The following is a 16919-nucleotide window of genomic DNA, read 5'->3' as shown; positions in this document are numbered from 1 at the left end:
CACTCTCCATTCGAACCGGAAAAAGGGGAGATCGTGCCTCCCCCTCCGAATATATCGATATCCTTATTTCTCTTCGATGCTGTCCGCTCCAAGGGAACGGGATACGTTGTCCTTCAATTGCGTAACTCCCTCTTCCGGCGTCAGCTTTCCAGAGGCAATACTTTCAACGATACTTTGCAATTGTGCAGATACCGTTGCGTATTGATCGTTCGCCGGACGGAAGTGGGCCACATTCAATAGTTCCTGTGCTTCTTTTGTATATGGACGATCCGTATAACCTTCAACTTCTGTGGAATCATTACGTGGACTGAGGCTGCCTTCCGCTACTACGCGTGCAGTCGCATTTTCCTTATTCATCAGAAACTCGATAAATTTCCAAGCTGCTTCCTTGTTTTTGGCTTGTGCAGGAACAGACCAGGCCCATCCTCCAGACATCGTAGTTGCTCCAGGTTCTTCCCCATTTTGTGTCGGGAATGGCGCAAAGCCTATTTTCTCTTCTACGTTGGCGATTGGAGCAGCTCCGTTCTCGGCCCATGTCGAACCTGCCCAGCTACCATCTACGGCCATCGCCAGTTTGTCTTGTGGAAACTGTTGCTGGAATGCAATACTGCCAGCTTGTCCATTCAGGGCAACCTGCATGGTAGGACCTGTCTTATCCGTGTTAAACACTTGATCTATGAATTTGAAGGAATCCAGCAGCCCCGGGCTGTTAACCACCCATTTCTTGCTGGTGTCGTTATACAGCGTATCCGCCGTACCATAGAGCAGCATTTCCAGCGTTTGCATGGTGACACCTTCACCGTTCGCTTTGCCCACGATCATATTAAGCGGCGTCACATCCGGCAGCTTTTGCTTGATGGTACGTGCTGCTTCGAGTACTTCTGCCCAGCTTGCAGGTTTGAATGGAACTTCTAGACCTGCCTGTTGAAACAGTTCCTTGTTGTACCAGATCCCGCGTGTATCCGAGGTAGCCGGAACGCCATACACCTTGCCGTCTTCTCCGGTAACCCCTGCCTTCAGGTTGTCAATGATGTGTTCTTCCCAATCGGACCATCCCTTGACCTGAGTATCCAGCGACTCCAGATAACCGGCAGCAGCATCGGATTTGATGATGGATGTATCTTCTGCAATGACATCAGGCGCCGTATCCGGCGATTTCATCTGCAAGACCATTTTGGACGTATAATCGCCCTCACTCGCCAGTACAGGCGCAATGTTGATTTTGATATCCGGGTTTTCCTTTTCGAATTGATCGACCAAGCCTGATTGGAAAAATTTCGTAAGTGTATCTTCAGATCCTGAAGAACGGAACGATACGGTTACTTCCTTCTTGCCATCACTAGTTGTGCCTGTACTTGAACTTCCGCCCGAACAGGCTGTAGTTAGAATGAGCAAGGATGTCATAACTGCTGCTACCGGCATTTTCAATGATATTTTTCTCATGGTTCGCTCTCCTCTTGTCGGAATTCACCGAACTCCGAACGTTATGATGTACTCGCAGGCTATCTCTTGCTTTCCTATCCTATTTCTGTACGCGGAATCCGCAATAATCCATAATCAGTTCACTAAAAAGCATGTTGGACCATGAAAACCAGGGACGTGTATATTCATGTGGATTGTTGGCCGAAAAACCTTCATGGGTCAATCCGGTATCGGCATCTGTTTTATGGATGAGCTGGAGCATTCTTAATTTTTCGTTGCGATCCTCCGTAGTAAGACCCTGCATGGACAAAGCGATATGCCAGATATAACCTTCAGGTGTATGCGGACTTCCAATTCCTGCTGCCGCTGTTCCCTCATAAAAATACGGGTTGTGTGAGGATAGAATGAAACGGCGTGTATTATGATACACCTCGTCGTTCTCATCCACATATCCGAGATAAGGTAAAGAGAGCAGGCTCGGCACATTCGCATCATCCATCAGATTATGATTGCCCATACCATCGGTTTCGTACGCATATATGGTTCCATATTCCGGATGTTCAACGGTGCCATAATCCTGAATACCTTTGTTGATCTGTTCGGCCAACTGCTTAGCAGTCGCTGCCAGCGTTTCATCCTCGTACACAGCTTCAGCAATTTCCTGTAAATAACGAAGCGCCACAACAGCGAACATATTGGATGGGATCAGATAACCATATTCACAGCGATCGTCGCTGGGACGGAATCCCGACCAGGTCATGCCTGTATAGGCTGTTTCAGTACCTCGCCCCTCTCGGCTGAGCGTATCGGTTTCGGGAGCATCCAGACGTTGGAACGTGTAGGGTGATTTCGTCTCATGATGCTGCTCCACTTGCCATAATTGCATGATGACCTTGGCTGCTTTGCGGAACGTATCGTTGAATTGAGTTGTTCTTCCCGTGTTCTTCCACAAGAGATAACTGAGCTGAATCGGATAAGCCAGAGAGTCGATCTCATACTTCCGTTCCCAGATCCAATCATTCATCTGTGTCAGGTCTTCCTGATGTCCTTTTCCACTCTCCGTCTCATTAAAAGCGTTTGCATAGGGATCAAAGAGAATATAATTCAGTTGACGTTCAACCAGTCCGGCGATCATGTCCGCAATATCATCATCCTTTGAAGCAAGAACCAGATAAGGCCTGACCTGAGCGGCAGAATCGCGCAACCACATGGCCGGAATGTCTCCCGTTATCACAAAAGTAGTCCCGTCTTCTTTGCGCTGAATCGTTGTCAGCATCGTATTGGTAAAACAGTTTTTGAACATGTTTACGAGTTCCGGATAATCCGGCATACGTTCGTTAACCTCATTAATCATGCGTGTGATCGAGAAAGGAACTTCGCGATTATTTTCAATTGTTGACATGATGTCCTCCTTATGTAATGCAAATGATTAACCGCTTTCATCATCCTAAAACGAATATAATGTTATGTCAATATATTTATTTTGCATATCAGTATGTTATTTAAATAAAAACAACAAATAATATACCATTTATAGGATATCCTCATTTCAAACAACAAAAAAGAGACTTCGTGAATTGAAGTCCCTAATCCGAGAAAAACATGGCTCTCGATGATTATGTTTTACCTTTAGCTGTACTTGTGGATTTCCCTTTCACCAGCAGAGCAGGCAATATTATTCGTTTTACCGCTGCAGATTCAGCATTCTGCATGTTCTGCAAAACCATTTCAAACGCTGTTTTCCCCATCTCAAACTGACTTTGTTTCAAATGAGTGATCCTGCAATTCTCCATCGTTTGCGGATTATCAAAGCATAGGATGGACAGGTCTTCCGGTATGCGCAAACCCAAGCGTTCTGCTGCTTGCTCAGCAAGCAAGGCAATGGGGAATTCTGCTGCAAACAGGGCTGTAATCTGCGGATACTTTTGCAAATGATTTACGAGCGTCTCAACATCATGAAGTTTAGCTTCAGCATCAAACACATTGGGCAGTGTTGAGAGCAAAGATTCCACCCACAAGTCCCTGTTAACCAGAACGCCTTGATCCTGATGCGCTTCCAGTATGCCCTCAATTCGCTCTTCAATCGGTGTTGTGTTCGCCGGAGGCTGTGTCAGAAATGCAATATTCTGATGGCCCAGACTAAACAGAAAGTTAGTCCCCTCACGGGCTGCAGCAACATTATCCGTGCTAATTGATGATGCTGGAATTCCTTTGAGATAACGATCAATCATTACAAATGGAACTTTGTGAATCACCAGCTTCAGAATCTCTTCGCTAAAATACTCGCCCTGTGCAGGAAAAATAATCAATCCGTCCACACCCAGTTCAAGCAGTTCCCGAATGCACTGTTCCTCTTGCTCGGGAATTCCGAAAGATCTCCTTAAAACGAGAAAGCAATCATGCTCGCGTGAAGCTTCCTCCATTCCGTATAAAAGTTCAGTACCATACATATCGCTAAAATTAGTAATAACCAGGCCAATGAGCAACTTTCTGTCCTGATCTCTTGTTGAAACTAAGTGAGCCAATTTGTTTGGTTCCTCTTGAACCATACCTGTTACAAATGAACCTCGCCCTGGTTGACGAACAATGAATTGTTCATTGGCCAGCATCTCCAGCGCTTTCTTGGTTGTAATTCTGCTAACTCCAAACTCATCGCATAATTCCTTTTCGGACGGGACACGTTCCCCAACCTTATATTGCTGTCCTTCTATACGTTCTCGCAAGGCTTCAAAAATTCGTTCATACATCGGCTTCGATGCCGAGTCTTTCCCCAATGTCAGCACCTCCATAAATACCCGGTACTTTTTCCGTACCACATAATAATATATCATGATATATTATTATTGTGAAGGAACAGGAATTTGTACTCTTTCAAATCAGTTTTGTCCCGTAAAAAAAACGGTTTAAAAAAGCAGATGTCATAAGTTTCCTGACATCTGCTTAATTCTGTATTCATTTAAAGGTAGCCAATACTCAGTGATGTTCTTTACTGTAGTAGCCACCACTTCTGTTACAAACGGGCGGATGCTTCAATTAAGGCAACAGATTTTCGTCAGCTGGCACATTCGTGTCGGGAGCTTCTGCTGCAGATACGAACAACCGTCCTGGCGCTTCCACTTCGACTTTGTTCCCTGCTGCATCCTGAGCACGGATCACGATTACTCCACCCTCAAGCACCAGCGAAGAAGCAGTGGTATAGGTGCCTGTATAATGACCTGGTTCCGTTTCCACCAATGGAATCTCTGCCCCAGCCTGTGTGCTCAAATTGGATGGCAGTTCAATCCGGAAAGAAGCCTGCAATTTGGGGATACTGTCGAACGAAACCGTTACGGTTTCTCCTGCCACAATCCGTACATCCTCAGCCGGAGAGATATTGGTCAGTTCAGGCAAAGACGTTTCCACATAAACAGTCCGTGTCACGGTTGTTTTATTGCCTGCAATATCTGTCGCAATGATTGTGATCGTGTTCTTGCCCTCATTCACAAGTACGTGGTGATTAAAGCTTCTATCTTGCTCCAATTTCACCTTCTGTCCGTTAATGGTCACTTTGTCGAGGAATTGGTCCTGTACATCGCCGGTTACATGAACCACTTCTGTGTTGGTTCGGCTTCCTTCCTCAGGTGTAACAACCGTTAACACAGGTGCTGTCTGATCCAAGATAATCACAACTGGAAGGGAACGATCCGTCGTTTTTCCGTTAACTACCGCCTCTGCAGTAATCGCATTAACACCTGCACGAAGTTTAACATTCAGCTTGAATTTTCCATTCTCCACTGTTGTAGTTCCCGTCACTTCTTTCCCGTTATATACCTTAATTTGGGCTCCAGAAGCTGGGGAAGTCCCCGATACAGCAAATGTCGACTGATTGGTATAGGTGCTCGTCGGTTGCGTGAGTACTGGTGCATTCACCGGATATTTCACCACTGCACGAATCATATAGTTACCCTCTTCTGCTGGTGAAGTACTCCATACACCGCCTACACGCTGCCAGCTCCGCCCCGCATTTACACCATTTTCATCGGTTGCGAGTCCAGGTGCGCTCGTTCCGACAGCAGTCTGTACATACACGATGTAGAAATCGCCTTGTACCACTACTGGCTCAGGAAATTCAACGGTTGTCCACTGATCATTGCGCAATGCGGTACCATCGAATGGTCCTGCCAGCAATCGGCCTGGCGCTCCACCCGATCCAGAGGCATCATAGACGGCATATTTGAATGCTGTTCCACCTGGTACAGGCCATTGTGTGTTCCAGAATCGAAGTGAAGCACCTGTAAGCTGTGCTGTCTCCAATTCCGGCGTCATACGTACAGCCCATGCGTTATCTGCGGCCACAAAGGCTCTTGCATTTTCAGCAGTTCCATCGTCATAAGCGATTTCACCAGGAAATCCGATAAATGGTTTTAAGGCAACTTTCGCTTCGACTGTACCGTTTCCAGGTACCGTTACATTTACAGTTTTGCTATAGTAGTCCGTCGCGATGATCGAGAGCGTATAGCTTCCTTCCAGAACATCCAGAACGAATTTGCCGTCTGCCCCTGTGCGAACAGCGCCCACTTGAGCATCTTCCAACACGAGGACGGATGCTCCAGCTATAGGTTTCCCTGTCCGCTCATCGCTCACAATACCTTCAATCTTTCCTTGGGGAATGGTTTCCAGATTGAAGTTGGCTGTTGCTCCACTACCATCTGTGATGGTTACCGTCTTCGTTTGAGGATAATATCCATAGGCCTCGGCCTTCAACGTGTAATCACCCGCCACGTGTGTGAAACTGTATTTGCCTGTTGTCGGGTCCGTCTTCACTGAACGTCCTGTTTCCAGAACAGTGACCGTTGCACTTGCAGGCAGGCTTTGCGGTGTTACAGAGCCAGTGCCAGGTTTCTGCACTTCAGGCTGTTCCTGCTTGGTTTTATTGAACTCAGCCTTGTCCGTGTTTGAAATTTTGTACCAAGGATTATCATATTCCGGCTTAGGCTTATCACTGTTCAGAACAACCGCGGTATCTTTCGTAACCGTCTCAGCGGCGATACCCAGAATGCGGAAGTCATCGATGTACCAGCCTTGCTTGACGACACTGCTGTCCGAAGTCAATCTGAACCGGAATTGAACTTCATTTCCCTTCAATGCAGCCAGATCGTAGAATACCGGAGTCCATTGTTTTCCATTTGAAGAATGAGAGAACTTGCCAAGCTCAGACCATGTGTTGCCACCGTCTTTCGTGGCTTCAACATAACCGTAATCATATCCACTTTCGATTTCATACCAATGATTGAACGTCAGTGTGGCTTGATCCACTTGGGTTAAGTCCACGACTGGCGATACCAGAGAATAGTTAGAACCGTTCTCATAGGTGCTGTCCAGATCGGTTGCCCAAACATTCGGCGGAGAAACCGCACTGGCAGGTCCAACGACGGGTACTCCGCGTTCCCACTCGTCTTTGGTGCCCGAATGAGTCCACCCATTGTCACTGCTACCATCAAAGTGATCGATGAAGATATCTTGAGGGACTTCCACGGTCACGGATACCTCATTCGACTTGTCACTCTCATTGCCACTATAATCAAGAGCGGCTACCGTATAAAAATAAGTCGAATCTGTTACTGTAGCCGTATCCGTAAATGTCTTTGCAGATGTATTTCCGAGCAATTCATAACCTGAGCCGGAATTCGTTGAACGATACACGTTGTAGGATTTCAGATCCTCATCGTCCGATCCCGTCCAGGACAAGTTTACGTTCCCCAGTATGTCGGCAGAAGCGGACAATCCGCTTGGTGCTCCCGGAGCAATATCATCTGGAGCTTGTACTAAAAAGTCATCGATATACCAACCAGCCTTTTGAACGGAATTGTCACTGGTCAGATTAAATTTGATAAATACCTGTTGGCCGGCGTAGTCACGCAAGTCAATATATTGCGTTTTCCAGCCTCCACCAGCACCTGTAAAGCTCAATGCCTCCTGAAATACGAAATCATTATCCTCTGTTGCAATGTACACATTGCCAAAATCGATGTTGCTCTCCAAATCATACCAGTGCTTGAAGGATAACAATGCTCCCTCGGGGCTCTGGGTAAGATCAATTGGTGGCGCGAGCAAATAGGCATTGCTGTTGGCTGCATAAGTACCCGTCAGATTGGTTGCAATCAGCTTGTCACCGGAGAAGGCACTTCCCGGTCCACTTGTTGGTGCTCCCCATGCCCAGGTGTTGCCAACTCCACCCGAGGTAAAGCCCAGATTGTCTTCCTCAAAATCCTGCAGATACCCAGGCTGGACTCCATTGGATACAGCAACCTTGTAGACTTTACTCTCGAATCCGTTATTGCCATAATCATTGACCCGGATATAGTATTCCAATCCTTGTGACTCGATCAGGAATGCCGGAATTGTCGCTGTGTAGGTTCCATCTTTGGCATCTCCAGCTATTCGATTCATTGGCAGATATACGTACTGGCTCGTCCCCGTTGTTTTGGCAAAAACCTCCACCGTGGTTACACCGACATTATCGGTAACACGCGCAGTCAGTGGAATATCAAGCCCAGTAAAAGCAGAATTTACAGGCGTATGTTCCAGGACCGGCGCTTCCAGATCGTCACCTGCTGTGACAACCCTGCCGGATACCGTGCCTATACCTTCAAGTACGGAGCCTACAGCATCCAGTGCATTGATAATGCCGTGACCGTAGCCATTATTTGGCGAGGTTGGATACCGGCTGTCTGTTCTCGGTGTCGCTGTATCCATAATAATTTGCTCCAACTGATCAACCGTAAGGGAATGATTGGCTTGAAGCAGGAGTGCGGCCAGCGCAGTTGTATGCGGGCCTGCCATGGACGTGCCGTTCCAGCCACCCTCATATACTCCGCCCGGAACAGAGGAACGGATATTAACGCCTGGAGCCGAAACTTCCGGTTTAATCTCCTCATAAGGGGAAGGACCAAGAAGGGAAAAAGAAGCCAGATTCCCGTTGATATCCGTTGCTCCCGTAGCGAAGCTCTCTGGATAGTTGGCAGGGTTCGCAACCGAACCCGGACCTCCCGGATTCGTCAGTGTCACATTCCCGGCTGAGAATTCCGGAAAGATCTGTGCATCACGCCAGGCCTGAACCATTGGACGGAACCACTCGTCCAATCCTGCACCACCACCCCAGGAATTGTTAACCACATCCGGGGCAAGCTCAGGGTGCAAGTTTCCTTCGGCATCCACTGGAGCAATCAGCCATTGCCCGCCATCCAATATAATGGCATCGGTTGTACTCGGATTGAAAATCCGAACGGCAATCCATTTAGCTCCGGGAGCAACCCCGATCTTGTTGGTGCCGTTCGCTTCGGAGCCTACCATTGTACCCATTGTATGTGTACCATGACCGTCTCCGTCCGCTGGAAGGGAGGCATGGCTATGGGGATCATACCAGCTTAGCTCGGGATCAACGACATTTCCCGAAGCATCAAGTCCTCTCCATTTGCTGCGGAGGGCCGGATGGGTATAATCAACCCCGCTGTCCAGGTTGGCAACAACGATTCCTGTACCGTCGATTCCTCGATCCCAGACTGCTGGCGCATTGATAGAATCGATGTTCCATTCAACGTTCTCTGTCTGCAGGCTCTTATCGTTAGCAGCTGCACTTTCCTTCGACTCTGCCTCTTTGGCTGGTGCCTTGGCAGACTCCGTTGCTGGAGCAGCTGTTGCATTTTCGCTGCTAATCTCGGTTTTCTGCATATAACGCTGCTCGTTAGGCAGTATTTTATCCACCTCGGGAAGAAGTGCAATCTGTTCCATGACTTCCTTCGTGCTTGTTACTGCGAGTGCGTTAACGATGAAATAACTTTTATAATCTTTGACTTTGCCAAGGTCAAGTTCCTGTTCAAGAAAACTTTCCAGGGTGTACTGGGATCGTGAGGCCGTTTCCCGCAGAGAGCTGACAACGGTACTTCGCACGGACAGTTTCGTTGCAGAAGCCGTTTGCTTTTCGATTGTTGCCTTTTGCAAGGCTTGTTTGGAGACAGAGGCTGTATCTACCTGTTCTTTCATTTTCACCAGATAAGTAACATAATCATTGCTCTCAAATTCCTTGCTCAGCTTGGCGTTGACTTTGGAGGTGGTGATTTTGTCCGAACTGGATTTCATGTCGATCTTCTGCGATGCGGCGTTTTCAGCTGAAACCGGATGAATGATAGATAATGCAAGGAGAAGCGACAGGCCCATGGAAAGCGGCTTGCGTAAACGATTCATCTTTATCAAACTTTTCCACTCCTTTTACCCGGTTTTTGTAATACAGCGATTCACTGTATCCATTTCTTTAAACGAAACGATGAACAGCCTCAACTGGACAGACTTATTGCGTTTATTTACATCAAGCCTCACCTCCTTTACAGGACAGGTTATTATATTACATCGTATGTGAAAGAACGTATGTGAAAAATAGTAGATAGCCAATTTTCAGCGTATATGGAAGAGGTGGATTTCAGATCAATTCATTTTGTGGGCGGAATTTTATTCGCATTCATTAAGGAGAGTAATCACCGGCGTTAGCAAGAACGCATACTTTACATGGGAGTATTATGGATCTGCATAGATCAGGAGATTTCTTGAGATATGTACAAACACTCTTAAAATTACATATAATATAAAATTCAGAATCTAATTGTATATTTATGGTATATTATAGAGTCACAAAAAGAGATATACAAGCACTTTTATAGAAAATAATAGAAAATAAGCCTTTTTAATGCTTTCGTAAGTCTAATGACTCTCCGTTATTCATCCGCTTTTCGCAAATGCGAATCTCCTGGCTTTTTGATAGATTCAAACGGTTCTTTATAACTATGTCTGATTCATTTGGACATCAAAAAGTACGACGTGAGAAACTTCCGCCGTTCTTTTTAGGTTCTGATTTTTCGGTTAAGCGTTGCATTGTACTCCGAAATAAATCGTTTCATGTGCGCTGCTTCAGACGATCCAACACCAGATACACAACGATGGCATCATCCAGATAACCAATTGGAAAGAGATAATCCGGAATCAGATCAGCAGAAGAAATAAAGTACAACAATGCACTGCCGATCAGAGAACGATCATTCTCAGGTGTAATCTCATCACAGTATCGAATATGCATTTCCTTCAAATGATCTATGAACGGTCCTGCACCGTTTATCTGATTGATTTTCACATCAAACTCCTTACAGATTATTCGATGCCCTTCATCCGTACGTGCATATTGTTCGTACTTAACCATTTCCTGTTCAATCCGCTCTGTTGTCACATCGAGGTCAAATAATTTCGTATGTTGCAGGACTGTCTTGATCGATTCAAGCGAATCCAGAATACCCTGCTCGGTCCCTCTTTTTGCGTGATTGATTTTGTAGCCTGCAGCCTCAATGAGATGATCCAGGGAAACGTCCAACTGTTCGGAAAAGATCTGCAAATGCGTAAGCTTCGGTTGCTGCTTCCCGTTCAGGATCCGAGAAATGGTGGCCGTGTCCATTCCGCACAGCGTACTGAATTTGCGCATCGAGAGAGAGCGTCTGGCAAGCAGAGGCTTGATCAAATCTCCGACATGGCAATCCTTTGTTTGATCATTTGCTCTCATCAGCATCCCTCCAGAGATATATCGATAGTCTAGTATATGGGACAATGTGGTGAAAGTTTACCTTATTCTTTCTTCATCAGCAGCGTTTTGTTGCATTTTTCTCAAGGACGGGCACACAAATCTCAACACGACATACATTAAGAGCAGAATACAGATCATGAGGTGATTTTATGGCGTGGATGCTTATTCTTGCTTTGGCCGTCTCTTCGAGTCTTGACAATCTGGGTGTCGGACTATCGTACGGGATCAGAAAAATCAGAATCAGCCTATTTTCGAATTTTTTGATCGCAGTTGTTTGTTTATTGTTCAGCTATTCAGGCATTTTGTTTGGGAAATGGATTTCAATCGTGCTTCCTGGCGTTTTCCCTATACTACTGGGGACATTTATCTTACTTGTTATCGGTTTTCGTATCATCTTGTTATCTGTTCCCCGCAAGAAGAAAGATCAGGAAGAGACCGACTCCCAAACCCTAGGGATCGGTTCTATTTTGCAAAATCCTGAACGGGTAGATTTGGACAAATCAAACCATATTGGCGTTCTGGAAGCATTGATTCTGGGCGTTGCCCTTTCGACAAACGCACTGACGAACGGCTTAAGCGCAGGGCTGATGGGCTTATCCCCCTTGTATATTTCCCTTACAGCAGCAATTGGCAGTTTTGTTACTGTATGGTTTGGCGTGTGGATGGGCTCCAAAGCGGCTAACGTTCGTATTGGTTCGTTCAGGAACACTTGTCAGCGGGGTTCTCCTACTGTTGATTGCAGCCAATAATCTGTTCTGATTATTTATGGCAAACTCCAAAAAGGAGACATCTGATCAGATGTCTCCTTTTTGAGCATTTTAAAACTTTGTTGATGAATCCTTATCCAATTATCAAGAAGGAATTTCGTGATAGCCCCCCCTACAAAGTATCGTCAATGAATTAATTCAATTTATTAAACGACCATCTTTGTGCATCCGTACCGTTATCATTCCATTGCTGGATTGCAGCCCCATCCGCCGTTGAAGAGCTCGAAACATCTACTGCCAATCCATTCACCTTGGAAATGATTTTATAGTAACCGTTGCCCGCATCCTGGATGCTCCACCTTTGGGCGTTAGAGCCGTTATCGTCCCATTGCTGGAGCTGCACGCCGGGTGATGCGGTTGAGTTAGGCACATCCAGAACTTTTCCGCTGTGAACAGCCGTGAGTTTATAGAAACCATCCCCTGTGCTGTCTACCCTGAATGTTTGGTTGCTCGCACTGTAGTTGGTCCATTGTTGTACTTTGGCTCCGCTTGCCGTAGATACATCCACAATATCCAACACTTTACCACTTGCTTTGGAACCGATTGTATAGAGGCCACCGCTGACAATATTCGGTGTACTCGCTGCTTGATATACCCGCACATAATCCACAAGCATTTGTGACGGGAAAGGGGTCGCATTATTAGGGCTACCAGGCCAATTCCCACCTACAGCCATATTTAACAGGAGGAAAAATGGACGCTGAAACTCCTCGGTATTCCCTGTTCCATTTTCGATGTAAAACTCATTGAATTGTTTACCATCCACAAACCATCTTATATATTTGGAATCCCATTCGATGCTGTATACATGAAATTGGGAAAAATCAAGATTTTCCGATATCTTTCCATAATCGGCATGCCCGTTAGCATCCCAGTGTACGGTACCGTTTACATAAGCATTGTTGTTGACCCGCTCCATAATGTCGATCTCTCCGCTTTTGGGCCAACCGACGGAATTAATGTTGCTTCCCAGCATCCAAAAAGCAGGCCAAAGCCCTTGACCGGACGGCAGCTTGATACGTGCTTCAACTTTTCCATAAGTAAAATCTTTCAAGCCTTGGGTTTTGATTCGCGCCGAGGTATAATTGCTGCCATTGTAATTTTCTTTGCGTGCAGTGATGACCAGATTGCCACCTGTAACTTGCAGGTTCTCGGTGCGATTCGTATAATACTGCAATTCATTATTTCCCCATCCGCTGCTGCCGGTACCAATCTCTGCAGACCAATTCGACGTATTCAGAGAACTTCCATTGAATTCATCACTCCACACCAGATTCCAATTGGTCGCTGCGTTTGTCGTCGTGCCTGGCAGTAAAGCGATTAGGAAACTGAACAGCACCAGCATACTTACGATTTTTCTTTTTTTTAACAATCTTTTCCCTCCCCATATTAACGGACTGATCTGAACGGAGATACCCTATTTTTTCTCAATCCGTAACAACGTTTACATTAAATGTATTCTGCCTGCAAGTCGATTATTTCTACCAACGAACAGGATATACAATGGACAAGACAGCATTTGAAGTATTTTAACAGGCCTGTGCGAATGAACGGTCCATACCTTGTGGACTTTAATATATTGGGGACATGGCAAAAGATTCGTTCTCAACGTAAGGAAGGAGATCTGCGGCATGAGCAAGCAAGTGATTATTAATGCGGACGATTTTGGGCTTTCGCCCGGCGTTAATCTGGGAATTATTCAAGCATATCAGGCTGGTGGAATTACCAGTACTTCGATGATGGTGAATATGCCGGGCTTTGATCATGCATTGAGCTTAGCCCAGTCATTGCCAGACCTCGGAATCGGTTTGCATTTCAACCTGACTTACGGGAGACCCGTGACCGATCCGGCCATCGTGCCTTCTTTGGTGAAGCCTGACGGTTCTTTTCATCAAGGCCAGATTGGATTGATGCGAGACATCGCTGATATTGCAAAAGAACTCGATGCTCAATGGAACGTTTTGGTTCAAGCGTCACTTTCTCCTACACATCTCGATTCCCATCAGTTGCTGCATCAAAACGATCCCATAATATTTCAAATCATGGCGGAGAAAGCCGTCCGGGAAAACACCCCACTTCGGAAATCACAGGTCCAGCATTCAAGCCTTGATATACCAGTCCCCTGGATGACGGATATGATCCTGCTGGATACTTACGGAGATCATAAGGGCTTGCAGCGGCTGCTTCAACATTTAACCAAGCTCCCAGATGGCATTACCGAGATTGTATGTCATCCGGGATATGTCGATGAACCTCTGCGTGAAATTTCCAACTGGCTGGATATCCGGGAGCATGAGCTTGCAGTGTTTGTTGATCAGGAAGTTCCCCGAACAATACAGGTGCTGGGCATTGTACCAATAAACTATAAAGCACTGAAGGACATACCCAATGAATACTGCGAACTGCCACCAGTACAAATGACATCACCACTCAAACCTGTAGAAAAAAGACGGCCTCGTCATTTGCGGCAGCGCTTATCGAAGCGGCAGCGTATGGCTAAGGTACATCGTTTGTCCAAAAAACGAAGAACGCTCCGTCGCCCTTCTTCAACCAGAAAACGAGTATAATCCATTGCAGAATAGCACAAAAAAACAGGACTATAACCAGTAAATGTAACTGTTGGTTATAGCCCTTTGATCTCTTAATCCAGTTCTAATTTAAATACGACGGGTGAGCCGCTATGCACGTTCCTTGTCGTTATCGTCAAGGACTCTTCCGTTCTGCTCCATTCCGGTTCTTCTTCGAAGCCCAATACCTGAATGTCCCTGATCAGTCCATGAAAATGATGAGAATTCTCCTTCAGTGATCGGATATGAACGACTCCGTTCTCCGGGTAGGCCAAAACCGTGGCATAGAGGCAGCTTTCTTTTACGGTGAAACGGATGTCCTCACTTGTAAAGATCTTGGTTTCGCCATCTGTAAACTGTCCTTCCTTCACCTTGGTCGGCCCTTCTCCATACGTCCGCCAGAACGTTGTGTCATAGATCGCCTCGCCATTCACTTCCAGCCATTGACCTATGGCAAGCAAAATATCCCTGTCTTCATCCGGGATGCTGCCATCTGCTTTTGGTCCAACATTCAGCAGCAGGCTGCCATTTTTGCTCACAATGTCAACGAGGTCCCTGATGATCTCATCCGCTGTTTTATAGTTGTTGTTTTCTGTATAACACCAGGAATTTTTGGCGACAGCCGTATCGGTTTGCCAGAAATACGGTTTCAGATCGGCGAATTGTCCGCGCTCCACATCGGGGACGGCACAACCGAGTATAAAAGCATCATGTTTATAGTTGATCGCTACCGGAATGCCCCACTCTTCACCTTTGTTATAGTAGTAGGCGCCGAACTTTTTCAAGTAAGGTTTGAACGCTGCCGTCTGGATCCACCAGTCAAAATAAAAAACGCTCGGCTGGTATTGATCCACCAGTTCACAGCAACGAATCAGCCAATCTTCCAAATATTCATCCGTTGGAGGGGAGCCGTATAAGTCCTGATGATCCGGTTCCGGCATGGCAGGCCAGTAGAAATCACCGCGTCTGAGCGGCTCCTTGACATCTGAATCGAAGCTTTTTCCATGAGACATGAAAAACCAATGTTCAGCTCGATGTGACGAGACACACAAGGTAAGTCCCTGCTTCTCATACGCGACCTTCATCTCACCCAGCAGATCCCGTTTGGGTCCCATTTCAACTGTGTTATAGTGAGAGATGGAGCTTTTGTACATTTGAAAACCATCATGGTGTTCGGCTACAGGCATCACATAACGGGCTCCTGCCTTTTTAAAAAGCACGGCCCACTCATCTGCGTCGAACTTCTCTGCAAGGAACATCGGAATAAAATCTTTATAGCCAAAATCCTTCGGATGACCATAAACGCTAAGGTGATGTTCATAAGCTTTGGAGCCCTCAATATACATATTTCGTGAATACCACTCACTATCATAAGCAGGGATCGAGTAAAGGCCCCAATGAATGAAAATACCGAACTTGGCGTTCTGGTACCACTTGGGAACCTCGAATGCGCTAAGTGAATTCCAGTTGTCCTTATACTTTCCTTCGGCAACGGTCTTTTCGATCTGTTGCAAATATTCATTTTTATCCATGATCATTCTCATTCCTTCCGTTATCATATCCACTTGTATTGTAGTGGCATGATCCGCGGATAGACATGCAGAACGTTAACTTTGGGATGGACAATAATAACCTTTGTAAGGAGTTGAGGATAATGAATCATAAGACGCTTCTCACGAACCACTTATCCAATCTGCAGGTTGATTTGTTCATGGTCAACTACAATCGCTGCGATACGGATTGGCGGGACCTCGATTACACGCCCGATTACAGCAAATTTTATTTGATCTGCGAAGGAGAGGGCTGGCTCAAGATCGGCGATCAGGAGTATTATCCTGCACCGGGACAGCTTTTTTTAATGCCTGAGGGGGTCACGCAGTCTTACTCGGCCATCAGTGATCGTCCTTTTCTCAAATACTGGTGTCATTTCAGTGCGAAGGTCGGAGGCATCAACCTATTTCAAATTCTGAATTTTCCCCACTTCTGTTCATCGGATCGGCCCGAGCTGATACAGGAAATATTCAACAGCATCCTTGACTACGCCCGATCCGGTGAAGTCTATGCGCATATGATGGCAAAAAGCAAATTAATTGAACTGTTGTCCCACTATATTATGCATCTGGATCAGGAACAGATTAGTTATATAAATGTGCCTGTTATGGAGAAAATATCTGCAATACTAGCCTATATCGATTCCAACATTGAAGAAAATATTTCTGTCCGGGATCTGGCTCAGATTGCCTACATGCATCCCAATTATTTTATTCGTTTCTTCAAACAGCAAATCGGCGTTCCACCCATCCACTATATTACAAGCAAAAAAATGGATAAGGCGAAAGAACTTCTGACCTGTACGCCAAAAACAGTTACTGCAATTGCCGAGCACCTCGGGTATAGTGACTTATATTATTTCTCAAGGCAATTTAAAAAGCATACAGGTCTGAATCCAACGGAGTACCGCAAACAAATCACCGTATGAGGAACACCAAATCTAGCGATCAAGGGGTATAGGCCTCTGGACGCAATATAAAAAGGCGATACTCAGAGATAAATCTCTCAGTA

Annotated in this window: 9 protein-coding genes and 1 pseudogene; 3 read left to right on the top strand and 7 right to left on the bottom strand. The window is 45.9% G+C overall.

The genetic code is table 11. From position 1 onward, the window contains the following. Positions 1–63: 63 nt before the first annotated feature. From ACFVQB_RS04800 to ACFVQB_RS04780, 5 genes are all read right to left on the bottom strand, one after another. Positions 64–1443 carry an extracellular solute-binding protein gene (locus tag ACFVQB_RS04800; protein WP_379435243.1) on the bottom strand — a complete coding sequence of 460 codons (1380 nt, stop codon included), beginning with the start codon at positions 1441–1443 and terminating at the stop codon, positions 64–66. 79 nt (positions 1444–1522) lie between these two features. Next, positions 1523–2824, bottom strand: a complete 1302-nt coding sequence (locus tag ACFVQB_RS04795; RefSeq protein WP_379435242.1) for a glycoside hydrolase family 125 protein — start codon at positions 2822–2824, stop codon at positions 1523–1525. A gap of 214 nt (positions 2825–3038) precedes the next feature. Further along, a complete protein-coding gene (locus ACFVQB_RS04790; protein ID WP_379436325.1) occupies positions 3039–4205 on the bottom strand; it encodes a GntR family transcriptional regulator in 1167 nt (388 codons plus the stop codon). Between the two features lie 250 nt (positions 4206–4455). Then, positions 4456–9654: a S8 family serine peptidase gene (locus ACFVQB_RS04785; RefSeq protein ID WP_379435241.1), complete on the bottom strand. Its 5199-nt coding sequence runs from the start codon at positions 9652–9654 to the stop codon at positions 4456–4458. A gap of 694 nt (positions 9655–10348) precedes the next feature. Further along, entirely contained in the window at positions 10349–11002 is a 654-nt protein-coding gene (locus tag ACFVQB_RS04780; protein ID WP_379435240.1) for a DUF1232 domain-containing protein, read from the bottom strand. A 170-nt stretch (positions 11003–11172) separates the two neighbouring features. Here ACFVQB_RS04780 and ytaF point away from each other — a divergent pair. Further along, positions 11173–11782 (top strand): annotated as a pseudogene (gene ytaF / locus ACFVQB_RS04775) (sporulation membrane protein YtaF). 141 nt (positions 11783–11923) lie between these two features. On the opposite strand, the gene ACFVQB_RS04770 reads toward ytaF, so the two are convergent. Further along, the gene (locus ACFVQB_RS04770) at positions 11924–13135 is read right to left on the bottom strand and encodes an RICIN domain-containing protein (RefSeq protein WP_379436323.1); all 1212 of its coding nucleotides are present in this window, start codon (positions 13133–13135) and stop codon (positions 11924–11926) included. 286 nt (positions 13136–13421) lie between these two features. Between ACFVQB_RS04770 and ACFVQB_RS04765 the strand changes: the two genes are divergently transcribed. Then, a complete protein-coding gene (locus ACFVQB_RS04765) occupies positions 13422–14357 on the top strand; it encodes a carbohydrate deacetylase (RefSeq protein ID WP_379435239.1) in 936 nt (311 codons plus the stop codon). 74 nt (positions 14358–14431) lie between these two features. Here the strand turns inward: ACFVQB_RS04765 and ACFVQB_RS04760 are convergent, their stop codons facing one another. Then, positions 14432–15889: an alpha-L-fucosidase gene (locus tag ACFVQB_RS04760; protein WP_379435238.1), complete on the bottom strand. Its 1458-nt coding sequence runs from the start codon at positions 15887–15889 to the stop codon at positions 14432–14434. A 122-nt stretch (positions 15890–16011) separates the two neighbouring features. Between ACFVQB_RS04760 and ACFVQB_RS04755 the strand changes: the two genes are divergently transcribed. Then, entirely contained in the window at positions 16012–16836 is an 825-nt protein-coding gene (locus ACFVQB_RS04755) for an AraC family transcriptional regulator (RefSeq protein WP_379435237.1), read from the top strand. Positions 16837–16919 lie beyond the last annotated feature (83 nt).

The organism is Paenibacillus sp. NPDC057886 (assembly GCF_042796655.1).
In the GTDB taxonomy this organism is placed as follows: domain Bacteria; phylum Bacillota; class Bacilli; order Paenibacillales; family Paenibacillaceae; genus Paenibacillus.
This window is presented reverse-complemented; position numbering and strand designations above follow the sequence as displayed.